Annotated in this window: 21 protein-coding genes and 1 riboswitch; all 21 genes read right to left on the reverse strand. The window is 33.4% G+C overall.

Translation table 11 applies throughout. The features are described from left to right. Window positions 1–96: 96 nt before the first annotated feature. The 21 genes from CN601_RS25280 to CN601_RS25380 all read right to left on the reverse strand — a co-directional run bounded on the left by CN601_RS25280 (window position 97) and on the right by CN601_RS25380 (window position 25,094). Entirely contained in the window at window positions 97–1,023 is a 927-nt protein-coding gene (locus CN601_RS25280) for a dipeptidase (protein ID WP_098172732.1), read from the reverse strand. A gap of 297 nt (window positions 1,024–1,320) precedes the next feature. Next, a complete protein-coding gene (gene spoVS / locus CN601_RS25285; protein ID WP_088041153.1) occupies window positions 1,321–1,581 on the reverse strand; it encodes a stage V sporulation protein SpoVS in 261 nt (86 codons plus the stop codon). A gap of 126 nt (window positions 1,582–1,707) precedes the next feature. Then, window positions 1,708–2,499: a TIGR00282 family metallophosphoesterase gene (locus CN601_RS25290; protein WP_098172733.1), complete on the reverse strand. Its 792-nt coding sequence runs from the start codon at window positions 2,497–2,499 to the stop codon at window positions 1,708–1,710. A 213-nt stretch (window positions 2,500–2,712) separates the two neighbouring features. Then, window positions 2,713–4,284 carry a ribonuclease Y gene (rny, locus tag CN601_RS25295; RefSeq protein WP_098117441.1) on the reverse strand — a complete coding sequence of 524 codons (1,572 nt, stop codon included), beginning with the start codon at window positions 4,282–4,284 and terminating at the stop codon, window positions 2,713–2,715. 574 nt (window positions 4,285–4,858) lie between these two features. Beyond that, the gene (gene recA / locus CN601_RS25300; RefSeq protein WP_098117442.1) at window positions 4,859–5,902 is read right to left on the reverse strand and encodes a recombinase RecA; all 1,044 of its coding nucleotides are present in this window, start codon (window positions 5,900–5,902) and stop codon (window positions 4,859–4,861) included. Window positions 5,903–6,150: 248 nt separating this feature from the next. Continuing rightward, window positions 6,151–7,416, reverse strand: coding sequence for a competence/damage-inducible protein A (locus CN601_RS25305; protein WP_098117443.1), 1,266 nt, complete (start codon window positions 7,414–7,416; stop codon window positions 6,151–6,153). 17 nt (window positions 7,417–7,433) lie between these two features. After that, window positions 7,434–8,012 (reverse strand): CDP-diacylglycerol--glycerol-3-phosphate 3-phosphatidyltransferase, encoded by a 579-nt coding sequence (gene pgsA, locus CN601_RS25310; RefSeq protein WP_098117444.1) that lies wholly within the window; start codon window positions 8,010–8,012, stop codon window positions 7,434–7,436. Window positions 8,013–8,085: 73 nt separating this feature from the next. Then, window positions 8,086–8,982, reverse strand: a complete 897-nt coding sequence (locus CN601_RS25315; protein WP_098117445.1) for a helix-turn-helix domain-containing protein — start codon at window positions 8,980–8,982, stop codon at window positions 8,086–8,088. 20 nt (window positions 8,983–9,002) lie between these two features. Further along, on the reverse strand, window positions 9,003–9,794 hold the full coding sequence (locus tag CN601_RS25320) for a DUF3388 domain-containing protein (protein ID WP_098117446.1): 792 nt from the start codon (window positions 9,792–9,794) through the stop codon (window positions 9,003–9,005). 112 nt (window positions 9,795–9,906) lie between these two features. After that, the gene (gene ymfI, locus CN601_RS25325) at window positions 9,907–10,635 is read right to left on the reverse strand and encodes an elongation factor P 5-aminopentanone reductase (protein WP_098117447.1); all 729 of its coding nucleotides are present in this window, start codon (window positions 10,633–10,635) and stop codon (window positions 9,907–9,909) included. Between the two features lie 203 nt (window positions 10,636–10,838). After that, entirely contained in the window at window positions 10,839–12,122 is a 1,284-nt protein-coding gene (gene yfmH, locus CN601_RS25330; protein ID WP_098117448.1) for an EF-P 5-aminopentanol modification-associated protein YfmH, read from the reverse strand. Next, entirely contained in the window at window positions 12,122–13,393 is a 1,272-nt protein-coding gene (gene yfmF / locus CN601_RS25335) for an EF-P 5-aminopentanol modification-associated protein YfmF (protein ID WP_373605009.1), read from the reverse strand. The genes yfmH and yfmF overlap by 1 nt, the downstream gene beginning before the upstream one ends. A gap of 245 nt (window positions 13,394–13,638) precedes the next feature. Continuing rightward, on the reverse strand, window positions 13,639–14,586 hold the full coding sequence (locus CN601_RS25340; RefSeq protein WP_098117450.1) for an ABC transporter permease: 948 nt from the start codon (window positions 14,584–14,586) through the stop codon (window positions 13,639–13,641). A 3-nt stretch (window positions 14,587–14,589) separates the two neighbouring features. Beyond that, on the reverse strand, window positions 14,590–15,657 hold the full coding sequence (locus tag CN601_RS25345; protein ID WP_098117451.1) for an ABC transporter permease: 1,068 nt from the start codon (window positions 15,655–15,657) through the stop codon (window positions 14,590–14,592). Continuing rightward, a complete protein-coding gene (locus CN601_RS25350) occupies window positions 15,654–17,177 on the reverse strand; it encodes an ABC transporter ATP-binding protein (RefSeq protein WP_098172734.1) in 1,524 nt (507 codons plus the stop codon). The genes CN601_RS25345 and CN601_RS25350 overlap by 4 nt, the downstream gene beginning before the upstream one ends. Before the next feature lie 267 nt (window positions 17,178–17,444). Next, on the reverse strand, window positions 17,445–18,542 hold the full coding sequence (locus tag CN601_RS25355) for a BMP family lipoprotein (RefSeq protein ID WP_218923278.1): 1,098 nt from the start codon (window positions 18,540–18,542) through the stop codon (window positions 17,445–17,447). A gap of 171 nt (window positions 18,543–18,713) precedes the next feature. Then, window positions 18,714–19,439 (reverse strand): GntR family transcriptional regulator, encoded by a 726-nt coding sequence (locus CN601_RS25360; RefSeq protein WP_098117454.1) that lies wholly within the window; start codon window positions 19,437–19,439, stop codon window positions 18,714–18,716. Window positions 19,440–19,688: 249 nt separating this feature from the next. After that, window positions 19,689–19,790, reverse strand: a riboswitch (purine riboswitch). Between the two features lie 61 nt (window positions 19,791–19,851). Next, entirely contained in the window at window positions 19,852–22,251 is a 2,400-nt protein-coding gene (locus tag CN601_RS25365) for a DNA translocase FtsK (RefSeq protein ID WP_098172735.1), read from the reverse strand. A gap of 123 nt (window positions 22,252–22,374) precedes the next feature. After that, on the reverse strand, window positions 22,375–22,587 hold the full coding sequence (locus CN601_RS25370; protein WP_098172736.1) for a YlzJ-like family protein: 213 nt from the start codon (window positions 22,585–22,587) through the stop codon (window positions 22,375–22,377). Beyond that, entirely contained in the window at window positions 22,584–23,267 is a 684-nt protein-coding gene (locus CN601_RS25375; protein ID WP_257131817.1) for a ClpP family protease, read from the reverse strand. Before CN601_RS25375 ends, CN601_RS25370 begins: the two co-directional genes overlap by 4 nt. Window positions 23,268–23,435: 168 nt before the next feature. Next, window positions 23,436–25,094 (reverse strand): ribonuclease J, encoded by a 1,659-nt coding sequence (locus CN601_RS25380; RefSeq protein WP_098117765.1) that lies wholly within the window; start codon window positions 25,092–25,094, stop codon window positions 23,436–23,438. Window positions 25,095–25,505: the final 411 nt, after the last annotated feature.

Below are 25,505 nucleotides of genomic sequence, written 5' to 3' on the forward strand. Positions count from 1 at the left end.
TTTCAATTCTAGACCTATTAATCAAAAAAATCAATGATTTTGAAAGAAATTATTCCTTTAATTTTTATATTTTTATTATTCTGAACAAGTAACGTGTTATTTGTAATGTATATATGATGAATAATTCTCATACATAAAGCCTTTTACTTGCTGTTCGGTATAATATTTTAGCAATTCATTTGTTAAATTTGGATAAAGCCCAACATGATGTAAATCGGTTGGATGTGTATCGATTCCATCGAAATCTGATCCCATCGCGATATATTTTTCTCCACCTAGTGAACACATATAATCAATATGTTTAATAATATCTGAGATCGTTGCAACACCTTCATCGACTAAAAATGCAGGATAAAAATTAATTCCTACAATTGCTCCTCTATTAAACATCGCCTTCAACTGTTCATCATTTAGATTTCTAGGGTGTTTACAGATTGCTTTAGCGTTCGAATGAGTTGCAGTTGGGTATTTTGCTTGCTCGAATGCATCCCAAAACGCGGCTTCACTACAATGAGAAAGATCACACCACATATTATGCTCATTTAAGTAGTGAACTACACTTCTTCCAAAATTAGTTAATCCCCCATTCCTTTCTTCAAGTATTCCATCTGCAGTTTCATTAGCGTAATTCCATACTAGACCGACACTACGCACTCCTAAACGGTGTAATATCTTTAGTCGGTTAATATCACCCAAAAGTGCGTCACAGCCCTCTAGGGTCAAAATAGCGCCCATTTCGTGACTTTTTAATCCAACTTCATCTTCTTTTGTTCGAATAACTTTTATATTATTATTTTCTGTTGCTACTTTTTCATAAAAAAGAGTTACACATTGAAGTGCAGCGTCAAACTTTATTAGTTTATGTACATTTTCGGGGATATAAATCGCGTAGCATTGTATCTTACTTTCTCCCTGTTTTAATCGATTAACTGAAACCTCCAATGAATCATCATTTTCAAAATTGATCGTAGGCTTTTCTAATAATTTCATCAGTACATCACAATGTGCATCAAATACTTTCATTCCTTTACACCCTTCCTTTTTTTGATTATTTAGACTAGTTTAACATAATTAATAATACCGAATATAAATTAAATCATTATACATAAAGAAAACTCGCCGATTGGCGAGCCTTTAGGTGAAGACACAGGAATAGTTGATTTCTATTTATACCTAAAATTGGAAACTATTCGATATTTCTTCAACGTTGCCAATTTATGATTTCTTAATTTGATTTTAACGCCATTATTTTCTTACGTGTAAGCTGATTTTAATAAAAAATAAAACAACCTGTCGCTTTAGGCTAACAGGTTGTATTTATTAACGAGGTTCTACGATTAATTTAATCGCTGTACGCTCTTCCCCATCGATTTGAATATCTGTAAATGCAGGGATACAAATTAGGTCCACACCACTTGGTGCAACGAATCCTCTCGCAATTGCAACTGCTTTTACAGCTTGGTTTAACGCGCCAGCACCGATTGCTTGAATTTCTGCTGTACCACGCTCTCTCAATACACCTGCAAGTGCTCCTGCTACAGAATTAGGGTTTGACTTTGCTGAAACTTTTAATATTTCCATTCCTGATCCTCCTTGTACTTACAAAGCTAATATTGTGTACAATAAAAACTATTCTCGATAACAAGAAGTTATTCCTGCAAATATTTAAAAGTTTTTTAAAAATTTTCACAATTCTCTTAATTAATCTTATAGCTCTTGATGATCATCATTAATTTGTATTCTTTTGATAGATTTTGCAAGGCCTGTTTGTTTATCTAATTCAATAATAACACCACTTAGCTGGCCTCTACCTTCATCTACTTCAAATCTTACTGGTAAGTTCGTTAAGAATTTTTTAATAACTGCTTCCTTTGTAACACCTAAAATCCCATCATAAGGACCAGTCATCCCTACGTCCGTAATAAACGCTGTACCAGCAGGTAATACTCGCTCATCAGCTGTTTGTACATGTGTATGGGTACCAACTACCGCAGTTACTCTTCCATCTAAATACCAGCCCATAGCGATTTTTTCGCTTGTTGCTTCAGCATGAAAATCAACAAAAATAATTTTTGTTCTTTTTTGAGCGATTTTTATTAGTTCATCAGCTTTTTTAAACGGACAATCAAGTGGGGGTAAAAATGTTCTACCTTGTAAATTGATCACTGCTATTTCAACATCATTAAAGTTTAAAAATACTAAACCATTCCCTGGAGTACCCTCAGGGAAATTAGCTGGTCTTACTAAGTATTTTGCTTGATCAATAAATTCAAAAATATCTTTTTTATCCCATGCGTGATTACCAAGTGTTACTGCTTGAGCACCTAATTCTAAAAATTCACGATAAATTTTTTCCGTTATCCCTTTACCATGGGCTGCATTTTCACCATTTATGATTGTTACTGAAGGATTATATTTCCTTTTTAAAGCCTGAAGATTTGCCTTTACCATTGTTCTACCATTTGAACCAACTACATCGCCTATAAACATTATTCTCATTATGTTACTTCCTTCCAACTTGCCACTGTAAACGTACAGCACTGATTTTACATTAGATTACCCAAAAATACGAAAAGCTCCATTACTAGCACAATCTGAATCTTACATCTATGCCAATCAACTAAGATTAACTTCAGATATGTATTAGTTGGAGCTATTCTTAAAAATACTTTATTTTGTTACTAAAAAGAAAATAAAGTGGCGTTAACCACTTTATTTTGCATACTCGACTGCACGAGTTTCTCGAATAACCGTAACTTTTATATGACCTGGATAATCCAGTTCGTCTTCAATACGTTTTCTAATATCTCTTGCTAATCTATGAGCTTGTAAATCATCAATTGTATCTGGTTTTACCATTATGCGTACTTCACGACCGGCTTGAATAGCAAATGACTTCTCTACACCTTCATACGATTCAGAAATCTCTTCAAGTTTTTCTAAACGTCGGATATAGTTTTCTAAAGTTTCACTACGAGCACCTGGTCTTGCAGCAGATAGTGCATCTGCAGCAGCTACAAGAACTGCGATGATTGAAGTTGGCGCAGCATCTCCATGGTGAGATGCGATACTATTGATTACTACTGGATGTTCTTTATATTTTGTTGCTAATTCAACACCGATTTCAACGTGGCTTCCTTCTACCTCATGGTCAATCGCTTTACCAATATCGTGAAGTAATCCTGCACGTTTTGCAAGTTTTGTATCTTCACCTAGTTCAGCAGCCATAAGACCAGCTAAGTTAGCTACTTCCATCGAATGTTTTAATACATTTTGTCCATAACTAGTTCTAAATTTCAGACGACCTAATATTTTGATTAAGTCAGGGTGAATTCCATGGACACCCACTTCGAAAGTAGTTTGTTCACCGACTTCACGTATGTACTCATCTACTTCTCTTCTAGATTTTTCAACCATTTCCTCGATTCGTGCAGGATGGATTCGACCATCTTGTACTAATTTATCTAGTGCAATTCTCGCAGTTTCACGACGAATTGGGTCAAAACCTGATAATATTACAGCTTCAGGCGTATCATCAATAATTAAATCTATACCAGTTAACGTTTCTAAAGTACGTATATTTCGACCTTCACGACCGATAATACGACCTTTCATCTCATCATTTGGAAGATTTACAACTGACACAGTTGTTTCAGCAACATGATCTGCAGCACAACGCTGGATTGCTAATGATAAGATATCTTTTGCTCTCTTATCTGCTTCTTCTTTTGCTCGAGCTTCTGTTTCTTTAACTAGTATTGCTGTTTCATGGGATAATTCATTTTCGACTTTAGTAAGTATTAATTGTCTTGCTTCTTCACGATTTAAGCTAGAAATTCTCTCTAACTCTTCTTGTTGGGCAGCAATTAATGCTTCTATCTTGCTTTCCATATCTTCTATCTGCTGTTGTTTTAAAACAAGAGATTCCTCTTTTCTTTCAAGAGCAGACTCACGTTTTGAAAGTCCATCATCTTTACGATCTAAGTTCTCTTCTTTTTGCGTTAAACGATTTTCAGATTTTTGTATTTCACTACGTCGATCTCGAATTTCGTTCTCTGCATCTGTACGAATTTTGTAAATCTCGTCCTTTGCTTCCAATAAAGCTTCTTTTTTAACTGTTTCTGAATCACGTTTTGCATCTTCAATAATTTGATTTGCATGATTAGTTGCGCCATTTATTTTAGCTTCTGCAATGGACTTACGGACAAAAAATCCGACAGCATAACCGACTCCGAATGTGGCAAGCAATGCGAAGATGATCAAAATTATAGTATTTGCACCCATGATTTCACCTCCTCTTGCTATTTAATTAGTTTCATTTTTGTCGGCTGTTATATTGTATAAATAATTGCATCAACATACAGCACATTTCGATTTCATTTTTTTACAAAAAAGTAATATTTTTTTAGAATATACACTTAAATATTAAATCTCTTACCAAATGATGTCAAGCCTTGTAAATTGCTTACATACTTGATTTATCAATATTTATTACATTTTTACTAGATTTCATACATCAAAATATAAATTTTATTCATTAACTTTTTTTTATTTGATTTTAATCATGAATTAATTTCAATGATTTTTCGATTAATAAACATCTATTTTCTTATGTATTTAGTTATATTTCCTTAAAAAAAATAGGGAGTTTTTGACTACAGCCTCCACGTTATCCATAGGATTTGAGGACAGTTTAAAGCGATTCAGATTAAAGGAAAAAAATTTAAAAAACATCACTACTATTCTTTCGGACTTTGCTTTTCCTGTATTTAAAAAATGCGAGCACTTTTAATAAGCACCCGCATTTTTGGTTTGTCTTTTATAATCTTAGTTTCTTAAATTTTTTTCAGGAAAAAATTTATTCTTCTAATAAAGAGAATTGATCTTCGTCATCTGTTTCAGTAACGATAACAGGGTTATCCAAGCCATGGTGAACACGGATCGATTGTTTAATCGTATCACGTATATCTTTATTTTCTTTTAAGAATATCTTAGCATTCTCACGGCCTTGTCCAAGACGTTCTTCATTGTAAGAATACCATGCTCCACTCTTAAGAACGATATCTAAATCAGATCCAATATCAAGAATTTCCCCTTCTTTAGAAATACCTTCTCCATACATAATATCTACATCTGCTTGTCTGAATGGTGGTGCTACCTTATTTTTAACGACTTTAATCTTCGTTTTGTTACCTACAATATCATTACCTTGTTTTAATTGTTCAGCACGACGTACCTCTAAACGAATTGTAGAGTAGAATTTTAACGCACGTCCACCTGGAGTCGTTTCAGGATTACCGAACATAACCCCAACTTTTTCACGAATTTGGTTAATGAAGATTGTAATTGTTTTTGACTTGTTAATTGCACCTGAAAGTTTACGTAATGCTTGAGACATTAATCGAGCTTGTAGACCTACGTGAGCATCACCCATGTCTCCTTCAATTTCAGCTTTCGGAACTAATGCAGCTACTGAGTCAACAACGATAATATCAATTGCACCACTACGAACTAACGCTTCTGCAATTTCAAGTCCTTGTTCACCTGTATCAGGCTGAGATAATAATAACTCATCGATGTTTACACCTAATTTTTGAGCATAGACAGGATCTAATGCATGCTCAGCATCTATAAACGCCGCTTGTCCTCCATTTGCTTGAACTTCAGCGATTGCATGTAATGCTACAGTTGTTTTACCTGAACTTTCAGGACCATATACTTCAATAATTCGGCCTCTTGGATATCCACCTACACCTAATGCAACATCTAGTGCTAACGATCCACTAGAAATAGTTGAAATTCGGCGATCTGTTTGTTCCCCTAGTTTCATAATTGAACCTTTACCGAATTGTTTTTCAATTTGTTTTAAAGCCATATCTAAAGCAGCTTGGCGATCACTCATTAAGATTCCTCCTTAAGGATTCATTTATCTATTAACTATATAATAACTGTTTTTTGTTCGTTTGCCAACTAAAAAATAGAACGTTTATTCGATTTTTTTTGAGATTAAACTTAATTTCCAAAGAATAGAAACGTTTGTTTCGTATTTATTTAACTATAAAACTAGATTTTTATTAATATGAAAACTATAAAATTAAAAAACTCGGCTAAATAACCGAGCTTTTTTATTATAAAATAACCTATCTAATTTTATAAGTCTTGACTTTCAAAACTTGAATGAAGTAATTTAATCAGCATATTTGCGCCATTCTTAACACTTGATAATCTTATTTGTTCCCTAGTACCACTGAATTGGAACTCTTTAATGAATGGTTCATTATCATTCATTTTTATTCCAATAAAAACTTTTCCTACTGGCACATTTTCTAATGTTGAAGGTCCTGCTTCACCAGTAAAGCTAATCGAAATATTACTACCTGTTAATCTTTGAATATTTTCAACTAGTGATTTAGCACATTCTGCACTTACTGCACCGTTATTTGCCAGAATATCTGATGATACATTTACTAGTTTTTGTTTCATTTCATTCGTGTAACAAACTACACTTCCTTTAAAAATGGACGAATTGCCTGGAATGTCTGTCACTCTTTTACTGAAAAGTCCACCCGTTAAACTTTCAGCAGCAGATATAGTCAGTTTAAATTCCTTCAACTTTCTTGATAAAACGGTAAATAGATTATCACCGTTAGTACCGTATATGAATTGCCCAACACGCTCTCGAATTTTTTCTTCAGCTTGTCCTATTAATTTCTCTGCCTCTTGTTTATTACTAGCACTTGCTGTAATTCGGAGCATTACTTCTCCTTCACTAGCTAAAGGAGCAATTGTTGGATTCGATTGGTTTTCAAGTAAATCAAGAATTTGAGTTTCTAAAATTGATTCTCCGATCCCAAAAAACTTGAGTTCCTTTGAGATAATTGTATTTGCTTCCTTACCTTTTAAGAAATAAGGAATTAATTCATTTTCAACCATCGGAATCATTTCTCTTGGCGGTCCAGGTAATAGAACAAATTGCTTGTCACTAGATTCAAAAACCATCCCAGGAGCCATTCCATTTTTATTTAATAAGACGTGCGCATTGTTAATTACCAATGCTTGTTTTTTATTATTTTCAGTCATTGGTCGATTAACTTTAATAAAATATTGTTCAATGTACTCAAGTGATGGAGTATGGTATACAAGTGTTTCTTGTACAAATTCAGAAACAACCTCTTTTGTTAAATCATCTTTCGTTGGTCCTAATCCACCAGTTAAGATAATTAAATCACTTCTTGTTGAAGCGATTTCAAGCGCATGTTTAAGTCGTTCTGAATTATCTCCTACAACCGTTTGGAAATGATGGTGATATCCTAGTGTAGATAAATGTTTAGCCAAAAATTGCGCATTCGTGTTTGCAATTTGACCTAAAAGTAGTTCAGTCCCTACAGCAATTATTTCAGCACGCTTCAAAATCATTTCCCCCTTTTAATTCTTTACATTGATTTAATAAGAACATCTCTATTTTTATAAAAATAATCCCAACCAGAATATACTGTAAAGAATAACGCAACCCAAAGTGCTACATCTGCAATTGAAAATGGTAAGAAATTAAATGGGAAGTCATGTAGGAAATAAGCTGAAATCGCAACGATTTGAGCCCAAGTTTTAATTTTACCTAACATTGCTGCAGCATGAACTTCACCTGTACCAGCTAAGATCATTCTTAAACCAGTTACAGCGAATTCTCTACTTATAATGACAATTGTAATCCACGCGGGAACGTAGTTAAAATCAGTTAAAATTATTAACGCTGAAGATACTAGTAATTTGTCAGCTAGTGGATCTAGGAACTTTCCAAAATTAGTAACTAAATTAAATTTTCGTGCATAATAGCCATCAATAAAATCAGTTACAGAGGCAATAATAAAAATCCCTGCTCCTACTAGGTGGTTAACTGGTATCGAATCACCAATTAACGTAATATTTCCCCATCCAAAATCTATTAAAACAACCAGCATAAATAATGGGATTAAGCAAACCCTTGATACTGTAATCTTATTTGGTAAATTCATGGTAAAACCCTCCAAAACTTTCTAGAAAATGAAGCAATTTATAATAAATGAATAAAAGCCATCTTAAAGATGACTATTGATTCATTTTTAAATTTTTAATCGTAATCTTTTGGTGAACAGCATTTGTTGGACTAACTGGATATTTAAATACCTCATCATTAATTCTTAGCTCAACATTATTTGAAGCACCAATATTTACCGTTACTTCATTTTCTTCTGTTAAGTCATAGTTTTGAGTTTGTCCTTGTTTTAAAATCCCACTATAAAACATTTTTCCCGAAGCATTTTTCAAATCTACATAACTTTCACCATTAGCAACCACTTCTAATTTAAATACATCTGTACCAGATAATGAAATTGAAGTGCGTTTTCCTTGAGCAGCGTCAACTGTAATTTTTTGAGTCGGTTCTTGCTTAGTCTCATCATTTTTCGCTTTCTCTGTTTGTTTCTTATTATCATTTTTAACCTGATCTAGAGCATTATTTTTTGGTTTTTCTATTTCAGAATTAGAATTAGTTTGAGATTGGTTTGTATCAGCAGACTTTTCATCATTTTTTGATGGGAGCATCATATAGATAGCAATGCAGATTCCCATGATTAGAATTGCTATTAATATTCTTGGTAAATAATCCATTACACGCGACGACTTAACGTTGTTTAATGGTTCTTTTAGTTTTGATGCTCTACTAGGAATTTCTTCATGCTTTACTTCTTCTGTAATTGTATTTGCTTCAACAGTATCTTCTACGACAGGTTTATCAGATAGAAAACCCGACACATCAACGCCAATCGTTTCTGCATATTGTCTAATAAATGCACGAACATAAAATTGCCCAGGCAATATTTCATAGTTACCTTCTTCAATTGCTTCAAGATAACGTTTTTGAATCTTCGTTAACTCTTGTACATCATCAATTGATAAGCCTTTGGCTTCTCTTGCTTCTTTTAAAAATTTTCCTAATTCTGTCACAAATTACACCCCAACTAACTTTAAAAATCAAACATAGAGAACGAGTTGTGTCCATTTTTGTCCATTTGGTCTACAAGTTCATATTTAATTTCTTCATTTTCATCATTTCTTAATTCAATTATGTAATCAAAATCTTCTAAAGAGTATTCAGTTTGCTGTACAAATACATCTGGATGCTCTACTACTTTCACAGAAGACATTGCCATAATTTCGCGAACTAATTGCCAATGTTGTTCATTTGCTCTTCTATGAGAGAGAATACCATCAATAATAAATACATTGTCTGAATTATATTCGTCTTCTATTAATTGACTTCTTAATGTTTGTTTAATTAATGTTGATGATACAAATAACCAGCGTTTATTTGCACAAACACTTGCTGCTACTACTGATTCAGTTTTACCAACGCGAGGCATCCCCCTGATTCCGATTAGCTTATGGCCTGGCTGTTTAAATAACTCTGCCATAAAATCAACAAGCATACCTAAATCATCGCGAACAAAACGAAAAGTCTTTTTATCATCTACGTCTCGTTGGATATAAGTACCATGTCGTACAGCTAAACGATCTCTAAGAGTTGGTTTTCTTAGTTTAATTATTGTTATGTTGTCCATAGTATTTAAAATTGATTCAAATCTTGTAATTTGATCATCATTGTCGCAACCAAGTAGCATACCACGTTTCATTGTGTCGACACCATTAATTGTTAAAATATTAATCCCTAGCATACCGATTAACGAAGCAATATCTCCAAGTAGTCCAGGGCGATTCTTATGTATTTCATACTCAAAATACCATTCGATTAACTCCATACTTATACCCCCTATTTGTTAACTACTTACAACTCTATTTAATAATAAACGATTTCACCATAATATAAAAGGTAAAATATGTGAAATAAATAACTTTCGACTCGAAATTTTTTTAAGAAGTGTGCCATCCGCCGTTTACTCCAAGAATTTGACCAGTTATATAGGAAGATTGTTCGGAAATTAGGAAATTTACCGTATTGGCGATTTCACTTGGTAGTGCTAATCTACTCATCGGTATTTCATTTGCAATTTCGATTAAATCTGTTTCCGTAAATGAATTTAACATATTCGTTTTTACAGCACCTGGCGCGACTGCATTTACTTTTATATTGCTTGGCCCTAATTCTTTTGCTAGAGCCATTACATATGCATTTTGAGCACCTTTAGTTGTAGAGTATAGCACTTCACAAGATGCACCGATTTGCCCCCATATAGAAGAAACTACAACAATGCTTCCAGATTTTTTCGCCACCATATTTGGAAGAAAATAATTGACTACTTTTATCAAGCTTTTAATATGTAATTGAGTTAATTGATCAATTTCTTGATCACTTACTTCATTAATTAGTCCGTAAATCGAAAATCCAGACGCATAAACAATTGAATCAATCTGATCAACAATTTGTGACGTTAAAACATCAACGCCATTTTTTTCTGATAAATCCGCTTGAACTAATTGGCATTTTAATTCATGCTCTCTAGCTAGTTCTAGGATTTCGTTAAGTGGCTCTTTCTTACTGTTAAAGTGGACAACTAAATCATGTTTTTCATTTATTATTTTTTTTGAAATAGCCAAGCCTATGTCTCCACTAGCTCCTATTACTAATATTCTTTTTCTCATACTAATCTCCATATTAAAGGCAGATTTAAGGGGTTTAAACATTATTAGGGATTTGTTACGACAAAGAATCTATTTATTACGCATATTATGTAATAAGTATATATTTATTATCTTAATATACCCTTAAATCTGCTTATTTAGTTTTTTCCCCATTTTAAATAAAAAGCACCCTAATAAGGATGCTTTTAGTAATTAAAACTCATTTAATGCGGAAGAACGAAAAATTCGCTCATATAGTCATCATTAATTAGATGACTTGCACTTGCTTTTAAATCCTCTATCGAGATCGATTGTAACACAGATACTATGTCAAATAAATGCATATCTAAAAATGCGTATCTTGTAAATTGATTCGCTATATATTCTGGAGAATTTAATGAACGTAAAAATCCTCCAATTTTCTTTTTAACTACCCGGTCGACAATTTCTTTTTCCCAGTCATGGTTTTTAGTGTCTAATAAGACTTCTTTGATTTTTTCAGAAAGTTTCTCAGGTGAAGTTGAGTCTCCACCAATAATTGCGAACGCAAAACCATTTTCGGCAGAGTAATCATATGAAAACGAATCATCTATTAAACCATCTTCATACATTTGTTGATACGTATTTGAACCTTTTCCGAATAAATAATCTAGTAGGATGGAAATAGATAATTCGTGTTTTAGTAATTCGCTTCCACCTTTAGGCGCAGAAAAGTCCTTTATTCCAACGAGTACTTTCGATGATTGGACATTCATATGTAATACTTTTTTCTTTTCTGCAGATTCAGGAGTTTCCTCTGGGAAAAATCTCTTAATTTCATTAGCATCTTTAAAAGTCTTTTTATTTTGATTATCTCTAATTAAATTCATTGTTTCTTCAGGATCTACCGGACCAACAACAAAGAATAACATATTGCTTGGATGATAAAATGTTTCGTAACAAGTGTATAATAATTCTTTATTAATTTTTGATATTGATTCAACCGTACCAGCAATATCAGTTCTAACTGGATGTTTACCATATAAATTAGCAATCATCCCAAAGTACTGTCTCCAATCAGGATTATCTTCGTACATTTTAATTTCTTGGCCAATGATTCCTTTTTCTTTTTCAACACTTTGATCAGAAAAATAAGGTTCTTGAACAAAATCAATTAATGTTATTAAATTCTGTTCTACATTATTCGTAGCTGAAAATAAGTAAGCTGTTCGCGTGAAACTCGTAAATGCATTTGAAGAAGCACCTTGTTTACTAAAAACCTGGAATACATCTCCATCTTTCTTTTCAAACAATTTATGCTCTAAAAAATGAGCAATTCCATCTGGTACAACCAATTTTTCATCTTTTCCTAATGGAATAAACTCAGAATCAATCGAACCATATTTAGTAGTAAAGGTCGCATATGTTTTGTTGTAACCCTGCTTCGGAAGAATATATACTTTTAATCCATTCTCAAGCTCTTCGAAATAAAGAGTTTCATTCAATTGTTCAAAATACTTTTTTTCCATTATGCTCCCTCCTGACCTTTTAAGAAATAAGTTGTATGCAGTTTTATTTTATTAGCTACAGCTACCATTTCATCTTTTGTAACTTTTTCAATTGCAGGTATCCAGTCTTCAATCGGACGTTCGTTACCTGCTGCCTGATCATTGAATAAAGTTTCAATTATTCCATAAGCCGTGTCCATACTTTCTAATAAGCTATTTTTGATAACTAGTTTTGTCTGATCAATTTCTGCTTCTGTGAAATTTCCTTTTTTCATTTCTTCTAGCTGCTCAGCAATGATTGTCGTTGCTTTTTCATAGTTTTCAGATGCAATACCTGACATTACCATTAAGATTGATTTATGGCTTTCAAAACGCGAAGCAGCATAGTATGCTAAACTGTTTTTTTCTCGTACATTGATAAATAATTTCGAATGTGAGTATCCGCCAAAAAGCCCATTAAACACTTGAAGTGCAAAATAGTCTGGGTCTTTGATGGAAATTTCAGTTGTATAACCAATGTGTAGCTTAGCCTGATTCAATTTTTGCTCTTCAATTACTTCATTAGGTGAACTAATTGGAGTTGCTTTTACAGTATCAACAGTGACTTTCTCACTTGTAGTATTTCGAAAGTTTTCTTCAACCAATTGTTTACATTGATCAAATTCAACATCACCAACAACATAAAGATCAATTAAATCTTCTTGCAGGGCTTTTTCATAATATTTATAAAGAGATTCAGCTGTAATTGAATTAACATCCTCAGTTTTTCCATTTGCAAGTAATGCATATGGCTCATCCTTAAACATTTCTTCCACTAGTCGTTGATTTGCAAATTTCAATTTATCATCGTTAATCGACTGGATTCGTTGTATTTGCGTTCTTTTTTGAGTTTCAACATGTTTAGCTGAAAATGCACCATTTTCTAAAAATGGATTTTGCCATATTGACGCTATAAGCGAAAGAGCCTCATTTAATAAAGAGCTTTGATTTGAAAGGTATTTTTCATTTGCAACATCAATTGTAAACGACATAACATGATAATCACCTTTTTTTGAGACGTCTACAAAGAAGGTTGCACCGTATAATTCTTCTAATTTTCTTCTAATTTCACCATTAGTAGGAAGATCTTTCGTACCACTTTGTAATACATAAGGTAAAATTCCACGGTACGATACTGTATCTTCTTCAAGTTTTCCACGTACTTTTAGTGTAATCGAATTTGTTTTAAATTTTTCTGTCGTAACCACATGTAGTTTAATGCCATTAATATCACTATTTTTGTATTGTAACAAATTCAAATTGAACCCTCCTTAGTCAATTATTATTTACTCATATTTATTTCCAATATCTTCATTGTATCTCTAAATTTACCAAAAATAAAACCTACTGCTTAGTTTACCCAAAATATTTATTTCAAATAAAAAAGAAAGTTCCTATTTTCAGTACCTCCTTTTAAACCATATTTTAATGAATTTTCTAAACTGACTAAAAAAAAGCCTCCTATATATAATATAGGAGGCTTCTAAGAAAATATTATTTATCGTTTACCTTTTTCATAAGCAACACCAACAGATTTTGGTGCTTGTGAAGATTTTGAGAATATTACTAGCGCAATTAAAGTTACTACGTACGGGAATAGCTTTAATGCTAATGGTGGTATATGAGCCAAACTTGGAATAACTTGAGATACATTGGCAATTGTTGTAGCTACACCAAAGAATAATGTTGCAGCTAAAATTCCAAGTGGTTTCCATTGTCCAAAAATTAATGCAGCAATCGCTAAGAAACCAAGACCTGCTACACTTCCTGTAAATTCGCCAGAGTAAGTTACTAAGATAATAGCTCCACCTAATCCAGAAAATGCACCTGAAATAATTACACCTAAATAACGAACACGGTATACATTAATACCCGCTGCATCAGCTGCTTGAGGATATTCACCACATGCACGTAGACGTAGACCAAGACGAGTTTTATAAAGTACAAATGTACTAATTAATAAAATCCCGATTACTAACCATGTTGTCGAATACGTATTTTTGAAGAATAAATCTCCAAGTATCGGAATGTCTTTTAATAATGGAATATCTGTACGAGTAATACCATTAATGCTGATATTACCTGATCCAGTTATATTTCTAGCTAAGAAAATCGTTAAAGCACCAGCAATCATATTGATTGCAATACCACTAATTACTTGATCAGCGTGTAAATTAATACTTGCGAATGCATGTAATAGTGAAAATAAAGCACCTGCAAGAACTGCAACTAGAATTCCTACCCAGATTACCCATGTTTCTCCTTGATGAGTTTCTTGAAGTTTAGAAATTGTTAAGGCACTTGAAAAACCTCCGACAACCATTAATCCTTCTAAACCGATATTTACGACACCGCTTCGCTCAGAAAATAAACCACCTAATGCTACGATTAATAATGGAATCGTATAGGCAATTGCATATGGGAAAATTTGTATAATTAAATCCATGCCTTATTTCACCTTCTCTCCTACATTGCTGTCCTTGTACTTGCGTGATTTAGTCACTCGATCAATAACTTTTTTAATTAAAATACTCGTTGCTGAGAAATAGATAATGATTGCAATAATAACATCAGCGATATCTGGTGGAATTGAAGTCATTGCACTCATAAAACCTTTACCAGAATATAAGATTCCAAAGAATATAGCTGAGAAAAATACTCCGATTGGCGTATTCATTCCTAAAAGTGCTACTGCAATTCCATCGAATCCTTCAGTAGGTAAAACACCAATTTGAATTAATGAAGAGTTACCAGCGAATTGAACTACACCAGCTAAACCAGCTAGTCCACCTGAGATCATCATTGATAAAATAACATTTCTGTTTACAGAAATCCCTGCATATTCAGCTGCACTACGGTTATAACCTACAGCCTTTAATTCATAACCTAATACTGTGCGGTTTATGATAAATGAAATAACGATTACCATAATAACTGCAACAAATAACCCGAAGTTTATATATGAATCTCCAAATAAACTAGATAAAAATGGCATTTTTAAAGTAGCAGAGTCTGCAAGCATTTTTGACTCAGTTTCTGTACTACCTTTAAAATATTGTGGAACTAAATAATAAACAGTCCAATAAGCAATCCAGTTCATCATAATTGTTGAAACTACTTCATGAACATTAAATCTTGCCTTTAATAATCCTGGAATAAATGCCCAAGCTGCACCTGCGATAAATGCTACAATAACCATCAAGGGAACTAAGATTAGTGTAGGCAAATCAACAGTTAAACCTACTGCAGAAGCACAAAACCCTGCAAAAAGCATTTGACCAGCTGCACCAATATTAAATAAGCCTGTTCTAAATGCAAATGCAACAGAAAGTCCAGTTAAAATTAACGGAGTAGCAGTTGCTAATGTATTACCAATACGCTCCGGATCCTTTAATCCACCTTGGAATAAATAAGTAAATCCTTCTACTGGATCACTACCTGTAACAAAAATTAAGATTGCTCCAGCTATTAATCCTAATAAAATGGCAATTAGAGAAATGATTCCTCCTTTTTTCATGCCCCTTCACCTCTCCTTATACCAGCCATCATTAATCCTAATTCATCTTCATTCGTTTCTTTAGCATTAACAATATCAATGATTTCACCAGCATTTACAATTGCAATGCGGTCAGATAAATTAAGAACCTCTTCAAGCTCTAACGAGATTAGTAGAACAGCTTTTCCACTATCTCTTTGCTCGATTAATCTCTTATGAATATACTCAATCGAACCTACATCCAATCCACGTGTTGGCTGACACGCAATTAACAATTCCGGTTTAAGTTCAATTTCACGACCAATGATTGCTTTTTGTTGATTCCCACCAGACATTGATTCAACAACCGTTTTCGCACCTTCACCAGATCGCACATCAAATTCTTCAATAATTTTTTTTGCATGTTTAGCTATTGCTGCCTTGTCTAACACGCCATATTTAGAAAATGGTTCTTGATTATAAATCTCTAAAACTACATTTTCTTCAATTGTATATTCAAGAACAAGTCCTCTTTTTTGACGATCCTCAGGAATATGAGCAATACCACTATGAATTCTCTGACGAATACTATCCTTTGTAATATCTTTACCTTTTAGTAGAATAGAACCTTCTTCAATCGGTCTTAATCCAGTTATTGCCTCAACAAGTTCAGATTGTCCATTCCCTTCAACTCCGGCAATACCAACGATTTCACCTGCACGTACTTGTAAAGAAGCATTTTTTAAACCTAAAACTTTTTTATTATTTTTAACACTTAAATTATTAACATCTAGTACAACTTCGCCAGGTTTTGAGTCTTCTTTCTCTACCTTGAAAGACACCTGACGTCCGACCATCATAGAGGCCATTTCAGATTCAGAAGTTTGTTTAACACCAACTGTACCAATGTATTTTCCGTGACGAATAACTGTACATTGATCAGCAACAGCTTTGATTTCTTTTAATTTATGTGTGATGATAATGATTGATTTACCTTCATTAATTAAGTTTTTAATGATTTTCATTAAATCTTGAATCTCTTGTGGAGTAAGTACCGCTGTTGGTTCGTCTAAGATTAATACTTCTGCATTACGATATAATGTTTTTAAGATCTCAACCCTTTGCTGCATCCCTACAGAGATATCTTCAATCTTTGCATATGGATCAACATTTAAGCCATAAGTTTTAGAAAGCTCTTCAATACGCTTTGCAGCTGTCTTGATATCGACTACTAACCCTTTTTTTGGCTCAAGACCAAGAATAATATTTTCAGTTACTGTAAAGTTTGAAACTAATTTAAAATGTTGATGAACCATTCCAATTCCTAGTTCATTTGCAACATTTGGGTTTGCGATTTTAACTTCTTTACCCTTGACCTTTATAATCCCTTTTTCAGGTGTGTACATTCCAAAAAGGACGGACATTAAAGTTGATTTCCCTGCTCCGTTTTCGCCTAATAAAGCATGAACTTCCCCTTTTTTTAATCGTAGTGTAATATTATCGTTCGCTATAATGCCAGGAAACTCTTTTGTTATATTTAGCATCTCCACTACATATTCCATAATTTTCCTCCTTGTATATTACGAAGTCATTTATTTTTAAAGTTTTACTTGATTTCGAAATATTTTTCATAATTTTTTATTTTTAGGGAGGTTTTTTCTCACTCACCCGAAACTCACGCCCTAATCAATTGGAAGCTTTACCAATAAAAGTGCTTACAATTGATTAAGGCATGAAAATTCAAAATCATTTATAGGGTAGAAGAAGCATATAAAGGGATTCTCCTTTCCTATGCTTCTTCTACCAATTATTAAAAAGAAATTTACTAATTACTTAATTAAACTTCCTCTTTCACTTGCAACTACAATTTCACCAGACTTAATTTTGTTAAATACATCATTAACTTTTGTTAAAGTATCAGAGCTTAAGTTTGGATTTTCTTTTGGTAAACCAATACCGTCATTTTTTGCATCATAAGTTAAAGTTTGTCCACCAGGGAATTTTTTATCTTTTTCAGCTTTTACCATATCAGAAGCTGCTTTAGCTACACCTTTCATAGCTGAAGTTAAGATTACTGATTTGTTATCTTTATAAATACCATCAGCGTATTGATCTACGTCAACACCAACAACCCATACTTCTTTACCACTAGCAACTCTGTTTTTAGCTTCCGTAATAGCACCTTGTCCTACTCCACCTGCTGCAGAGAAGATCGCTTTAACGCCACGGTCATACATTTGAGCTGCAATTTGTTGACCTGCTGCTTTGTCTGTAAAGCTTCCAGAATATACTACGTTATTAGCTTTTAAAGAAATGCTTGTTCCAAGTTTTTCATTTGCATATTTAACACCTTGTTGGAATCCCCAGTTATATTTTTGAACTGCGGGAATTTCCATACCACCGATAAATCCAACATCACCAGTTTTTAATTGAACTGCTGTTGCAATACCAGCTAGGTAGCCAGCTTCATGCTCTGAGAAGAAGATTGAAACAGTGTTTTTCTTTACATCTGGCGTATAATCTTTTGCAGAGTGTGGTGTACCATCGATAATTACAAATTTGTCATCTTTATATTTATCTTGCGCTTTATAAATTGCAGTTTCAAATTTAAAACCAGGAGTAATAACAAATTTGAAGCCAGCATCATTTAAGTTACCGATTTCTTTTAAGTAATCCGCTTCAGTTTCTCCAGCAGGTTTTAAGTATTTAGTATCATTCTTAAGATTGAAACCTAATTCTTTAGCTCCTGCTTGGATTCCTTCCCAAGTACCTTGGTTAAATGATTTATCATCAATTGTACCCGAGTCAGTTACCATACCTACTTTAAATGCGCCTTTTGCGTCTTTTGTATCTCCACCTTTTCCACAAGCACCTAAAATTGTACCTGCTGCTAAGGCCATTGAAAGAACAAGACCAGCTTTTTTCATCTTCATAAAAATTTTGCCCCCTTAAATTTTTATTTACATTTGTACTAGCTTGGTATATAATCGTTACCTTAACGATCCACCTCCCTAATAATTTTTAATGAAATTTCTGATAATATTATTTACAAACCAGCCAAAACTTATTTTTCGTAAACATAATTTTGGCTATACAGTTTAATTTCTCTTTCTTAAAACATTAAAACTGAACTGATCCGCTCTGAAGTAATTATAAGAATGTAAAACTGCACGGTTTAAGTCATCAAAATGTAACTGTTCGATTAATAATAATGAAACATCTGGTTCACACTGTAACAAAGGGGATACTTTATCGTGGTATCCTATTGGCTCAATTCTTGCACTAGAGTATTCGATAGTTCGACCAGTTTCTTTTTGGATAAATGAAAAAAATGAATGATCTTCATATGATGGAACCTGTTTAAAATAATTTGTTGGTAATTTATCAATGCAGTAAACTACAGGTTCTCCATTTGCTGTTCGAATTCTTTCAACTACATGCATGCGATCATCTTCGGTAATTGTAAAGCTTTTTAAATCTTCCTTTGTAGGAACTAATAGTTTAGAAGTTAAAAAGATTGTACCAGGCGTTTTACCAGCATCAATAATCATTTCTGAGACACTGCTTAATTGTTCAATACCTGTCCTAAAAATCGGTTTCGGTTTAACAAATGTCCCTACTCCATGTCTTCTAACTAAAATATTTTCTTCTTCTAAAACTCTTAATGCTTCTCTTAATGTTGCTCTACTGACTCCAAAAATTTTAGATAACTCATACTCTGATGGCAACTTATGATGTGGCAAATAAATACCATTCTCAATATCTTGTTTTATGCGATCCATCACTTGGAGATAAAGCAATCTGGTATCGGTTTTAATCTTCATTTCCCATCCCCCAAACTTCGGATTTCAGACATCAGTTGTTAGACATCTGTCGTATAATCCTTCTTTACTATACTGTTATTTTTTACTCATTTCAACACTTTTTTGAAAACGCTTTATTTTTTATTACTTTAATACAACTTTTGACTCGTTTAAACATAAAAAAAACTCTTATAATCTACAGTTTCACTAGGTGAAAAAGCTAGATTATAAGAGTTTTTGATTTTTAGTTAAGTATAAAATCATTTCTCCATAATAATGCTTTTTCCCCATAGTATTGCAAATATTGGTTGCAATGTAGAAACTTCCGACCCATAACGCCGGATTTATATGAGGACTATCAATTTATCTGAAGAAATAATATCATTCTATGTCTAAAATTGTCAATAATGTTTCGACAATTTTTTTATTTTTATTAAGATAAGGCCTGTTCATCTTCTACAGGTTTACTAATTAATACTTCTCTCGGTTTACTGCCTTCATACGGACCAACAATACCATTTTCTTCCATAGCATCAATCAATCTAGCTGCCCTAGTATAACCTATTCTAAACCTTCTTTGTAGTAGTGAAACCGAGGCTGATTGCATGTTTGAAACTAACTCAACAGCTTCATTATAAAGATCATCATTCACTTCAGTTTTACCATCTTTTTCCTCTTTCACCATCATCTCTTCTTGGTATTGAGCCTTTTGTTGAGAGATCGAAAACTCAACAACTCTTTCAACTTCATCATCTGATAAAAATGCTCCTTGAACTCGAGTTGGTTTAGATGCACCTATAGGTTGGTATAACATATCTCCTCTACCTAATAGTTTTTCTGCTCCACCAGTATCAAGGATCGTACGAGAATCTGTTTGAGAAGATACACTAAAAGCAATTCGTGATGGTATATTCGCTTTAATGACCCCAGTGATGACATCAACCGACGGTCTTTGTGTAGCTATAATTAAATGAATACCTGCAGCACGAGCCATTTGCGCTAATCTTGTAATGGAATCTTCTACATCACTTGAAGCTACCATCATTAAATCTGCTAACTCATCTACAATAACAACGATAAATGGTAATAAAGGTTGCTTCGAATCAGTCATTGCGTTATTTTGTTTCGTTAAATCATTGTAACCTTCGATATTTCGAGTTCCTGAGTGTGAAAAAAGCTCGTATCTTCTTTCCATTTCACTAACAACTTTTCGAAGTGCTTGTGATGCTTTTTTAGGATTCGTTACAACTGGAGTTAATAAATGCGGAATCCCATTATAAACATTTAATTCAACCATTTTCGGGTCGATTAACATAAGTTTTACTTCAGAAGGTTTCGCATTCATTAGGATACTAACTATGATTCCATTTATACATACACTTTTTCCACTACCGGTTGCTCCAGCTACTAATAAATGCGGCATTTTATTAAGCTCTGCAAATACAGCATCACCGGCAATATCTTTACCTAGCGATACTGCTAATGGATTTTGTAATTTAGGATTTTTTGCTTCGAGAACTTCTCTTAATAAAACAGTCGTTATACTTGTGTTAGGCACTTCAATTCCAACCGCTGATTTTCCAGGAATTGGAGCTTCAATTCGGATATCTTTGGCAGCAAGCGCAAGTGCTAAATCATCACTTAAATTGACAATTCGACTAACTTTTACACCTGCTTCAGGGTATACTTCATATTTCGTAACAGCTGGTCCATGATGTACTTTTGTTACAGCTGCTTTTACGCCAAAGCTTTGAAATGTTCTTTCAAGCTTGTCCGCATTTTCCTTTAATTTTGATTCATTTTCTCGTTTTTTAACGCCTTTTGGGTATGCCAATAAATCCAATGAAGGTAAAACATAATCTACTTTATCATCCATCCCAACTTCGGCGACTGGCAAGTCTATTGATTGATCATCTTCTTCAGCAAACTGTGCTTGAATCTGATTTGAATCACTTGCTACGGTAAATTTTGGCTCTTTAGGAGGCTGATATGTAGGAGAATATTCAATTTGAATTTCTTTTTTCGGTTCAACAGCCTCATTTTCATATGCATGATCAATATGATAATTCGGAATACTATTGTTTGGAACCTCTTCCTCAGTTTCTTCATATGAATCTTTTCTCGATTTTCTTTTTTGCTTTGCTTCAGCTCGTCTACTAGTTGTTGTTTTTTGTTCCCTTCCTCGCTTCCAGAAATTTGCAAAATCCTTCCAACTATCTGAAATAGTATTTCTTACTTTTGGCATCATATATTGATATAAATAACCGCCAAGTGGTTTTCCAGTAATAAACAATATCCCAGCAACAACAGCAATTATTCCAAAGAGAATCGCACCAGTTCGATCGAATAAGAAATATAATACTGCAAAAAGTAGCGCTCCAATCATCCCTCCACCAAGATCTACCGTACTAATTTTACCTTTAGCTTCGATAAGGAATAAATCTAGTGTACTCTTTATGACAGATTGATCTTTAAATTGATTATTTTTTGCTAATAAATCAAATAGAGTAACATGACTAAACATCAATATACTGAAGAAGATTAACAATCCGCCAATCGTTATACTCGAAACAAATGGAGGTCTTTTCCGGTAAATAATACTATATGCAGATAAACCGATAATAAATAAGAAGCTAAGCATATACCATTCGCCAAAGAAAAATCTCAAGAATAATACAAAGACCTTACCGACTATCCCAAGCTTTAAGATTGTGACAATCGAAAGTGCTAAAAATATTAATCCACTAATTTCATACCATATTGAGCCATGTCCCTTTGCTTGTCCATTTGATGACTTTCGAGCTTTTGACTTTTGCTGCTTCTGCTTTGCCATGTAATTCACCCCCATCTAAATTTGCAGATTCGCCAAAGAAAGCAGCCTTTTGGCTGCTTTCTTAAATTGAATTTATTATAACATATCAGAACATATGTTTACCATGTATTGTTAATAATTACCTCAAGATGGAAAAACTAAAATTCTTTGACCTGGTGAATATTGCATATAATGCTCTGGATCGGTACTGACAATTCTTCTAATTTCAAAAGCTGTCCCCCCAACACTATCAACTAACATAGGAACACCATTGTATTCCATAAATTGCTGTGAGGTATATTCTTTTTGATCAACAGGATAAATCGATTCAAGTGGCATAATTGTATAAAGAATCAAAATTCATTCTCCTCTTTAGTTGATTTTTCTTTTCTTTCATCAATTAATTCCTGTAATTTACCAAGTGCTTGCCCAATTCCACCAACATCGTCAATTAATCCATATTTTACTGCATCTCCACCGACTACATTTGAGCCGATATCTCTAGTTAAATTACCTTTTGTGAACATTAGTTCCTTGAACCGCTCTTCAGTAATATTTGAATGCTTCGTAACAAATCGAGTTACTCTTTCCTGCATTTTATCAAGATATTCAAACGTTTGTGGTACACCAATTACGAGACCTGTTAAACGAATTGGATGAATCGTCATTGTAGCTGTCTCAGCAATATATGAAAAATCAGTACTTACTGCAATTGGTACTCCAATACTATGTCCTCCACCTAAAACGATTGAAACAGTAGGTTTTGTTAAGGATGCAATCATTTCTGAAATTGCAAGTCCTGCTTCAACATCTCCACCAACTGTATTTAATATGATTAATAATCCTTCAATTTTAGGATTTTGCTCAATCGCTACTAATTGAGGTATCAAATGCTCATATTTAGTCGTCTTATTCTGAGGTGGTAATGCAACATGTCCTTCAATTTGCCCAATGATCGTTAAACAATGTATTTTTGAATCATTACTAGTCGGAACATTTGTTTGTCCTAACTGTTGAATTTTTTCAACGATACTCATGTCCTTTTGATCATTTGGCTTTGGAGGTGCTTCTTCGTTTGGTATTGGCGTTTCATTATTTGAATATGTCACAACGGTTCCCCCTATCATTTTCATACAAGTTAGTATGTGAAAATAATAAGGAAATCATACCCATCTTTGGAATATGAAGCGCTTAACCTTTGAAATTTATACTTCCATTAAGATTGGAAGAATCATCGGTCTTCTTTTTGTTTCTTCATATAAATAAGCACTTAATCCGTCTCTAATTGAATTTTTCAATAATGTCCATTCAATTTGATCGTTTTGCAACATTTTTTCAGTAATGTTTTTTACAATTTCAGTTGATCTCGTTATTAATTTTTCTGACTCACGAACATAAACAAATCCGCGAGTAATAATTTCTGGACCAGAGATAATCACTCTTTTTTGTTTATTAAATGTGACAACTACAATCAGTATGCCATCTTGAGACAGTAGTTTACGGTCACGCAATACAATATTTCCAACGTCACCAACACCAATTCCATCTATTAGAACGTTCCCAGCTTCAACTCTTTCTGTTCGAGTAGCTTGGCCATTGTGAAACGAGACAATGTCGCCTTTTTCAACAATAAATATATTTTCTTTTGCGATTCCTACTTCTTCTGCAATATGTGAATGTGCTTTTTGCATTCTAAATTCACCGTGAACTGGTATGAAGTAAGTAGGTTTCATCAACTCTAGCATCAATTTCAATTCTTCTTCATAGCCATGGCCAGATACGTGAACTTTTTTATAACCATAAATCACATTCGCTCCAGCTCTAAATAATAGATTAACAGAAGACGCTACTAACATTTCATTACCTGGAATAGGCGTTGATGCCATTATTACAGTATCACCTTTTCGGATTGAAACTTGTTTATGTGTACCTTTTGCGATTTTAGAAAGTGCTGCCATTGGCTCGCCTTGAGTTCCAGTTGTTAAGATTACAATATCTCTTTCTTTAAAATTATCAGTATCGACTACAGAAATCATTAAATCCTCTGGAATTGTTAAATAGTCTAATTCCTTCGCTATTTCAATTGACTTCATCATACTACTTCCGACAACTGCTAATTTCCGCTCAGCTGCAACACATGCATTCATAACTTGTTGAATACGATAAATATTTGAAGAAAAACAAGCTACTAATACTCTTCCCTTCGCATACATTATTTCTTTTTTAATCTCTTCGGCTACTTTCTTCTCTGAACCTGAGAATCCTTGTCTTTCTGCGTTTGTACTATCTGAAAGTAAACATAGAACTCCTTTATCCCCGATAATTGCAAGTTTACCTAAATCAGCACCAGCAAAAGGACTTTTCGATTGATCAAATTTGAAGTCCCCGGTATAAACTACCGCTCCTTGAGCTGTATTTACACAAAAACCAAATGAATCTGGAATACTATGAGTAACTCTAAAAAAGCTAATAGAACTATTCTCAAATGTAAATAAGCTATTTTCATCATATAGTTCAAATTGCTCAAGGTTCTTTATTCCTTTTTCACTTAATTTTTCTCTAATAAATAAATAAGCTAATTTATTTGTATAAAACTTTACTTGAGGAAGCTTATTCATAATATATGGAATCGCACCAATATGATCCTCATGTCCATGTGTTATAAAAACTCCAACAATTTTATGAGCATTCTTCTCTAAATAACTGACATCAGGTATAACATGATCTATTCCGTACATTTCTTGCTCAGGAAATTTCAAACCCGCATCTAGCACGTATATCAAATCTCCTACTTCGACTATATACATGTTCTTCCCGACTTCACCTACCCCACCAAGGGCAAAAACTTTTACTTGTTCTTTCATTTCGTTCACCACAACCTGTTCCTCCTACATAATTCTTTAAATTTACAGACCGTTCAAAATCTTACAATTATTATATCCTAGTCCGAACAGGTAAAACAAGATACATTCTTCCTTATATAGGAAAATCGAATTACAAATGGTATGAAAAAAGAACATGATGATGATCTTTTAAAGTAGTAGAAGATTGGGGTAATGAGGGATGTGAGTACGTATAACAGCATGATGGTCAAAAACACTTAAAGGGGGATGAGTTACTAAAACTGCTAAATTCTCTAAAACACTTACTCATAAAAGGTCCATGTGTAACTATATCGGCTATATTCTCTAAAACACTTACTCATAAAGGGTTCATGAGTTACTATATCAGCTATATTCTCTAAAACACTTACTCATTGTTTTTTGCAAGCAGTA

The sequence above is a fragment of the Bacillus sp. AFS017336 genome (genome assembly GCF_002555445.1).
In the GTDB taxonomy this organism is placed as follows: domain Bacteria; phylum Bacillota; class Bacilli; order Bacillales; family Bacillaceae_G; genus Gottfriedia.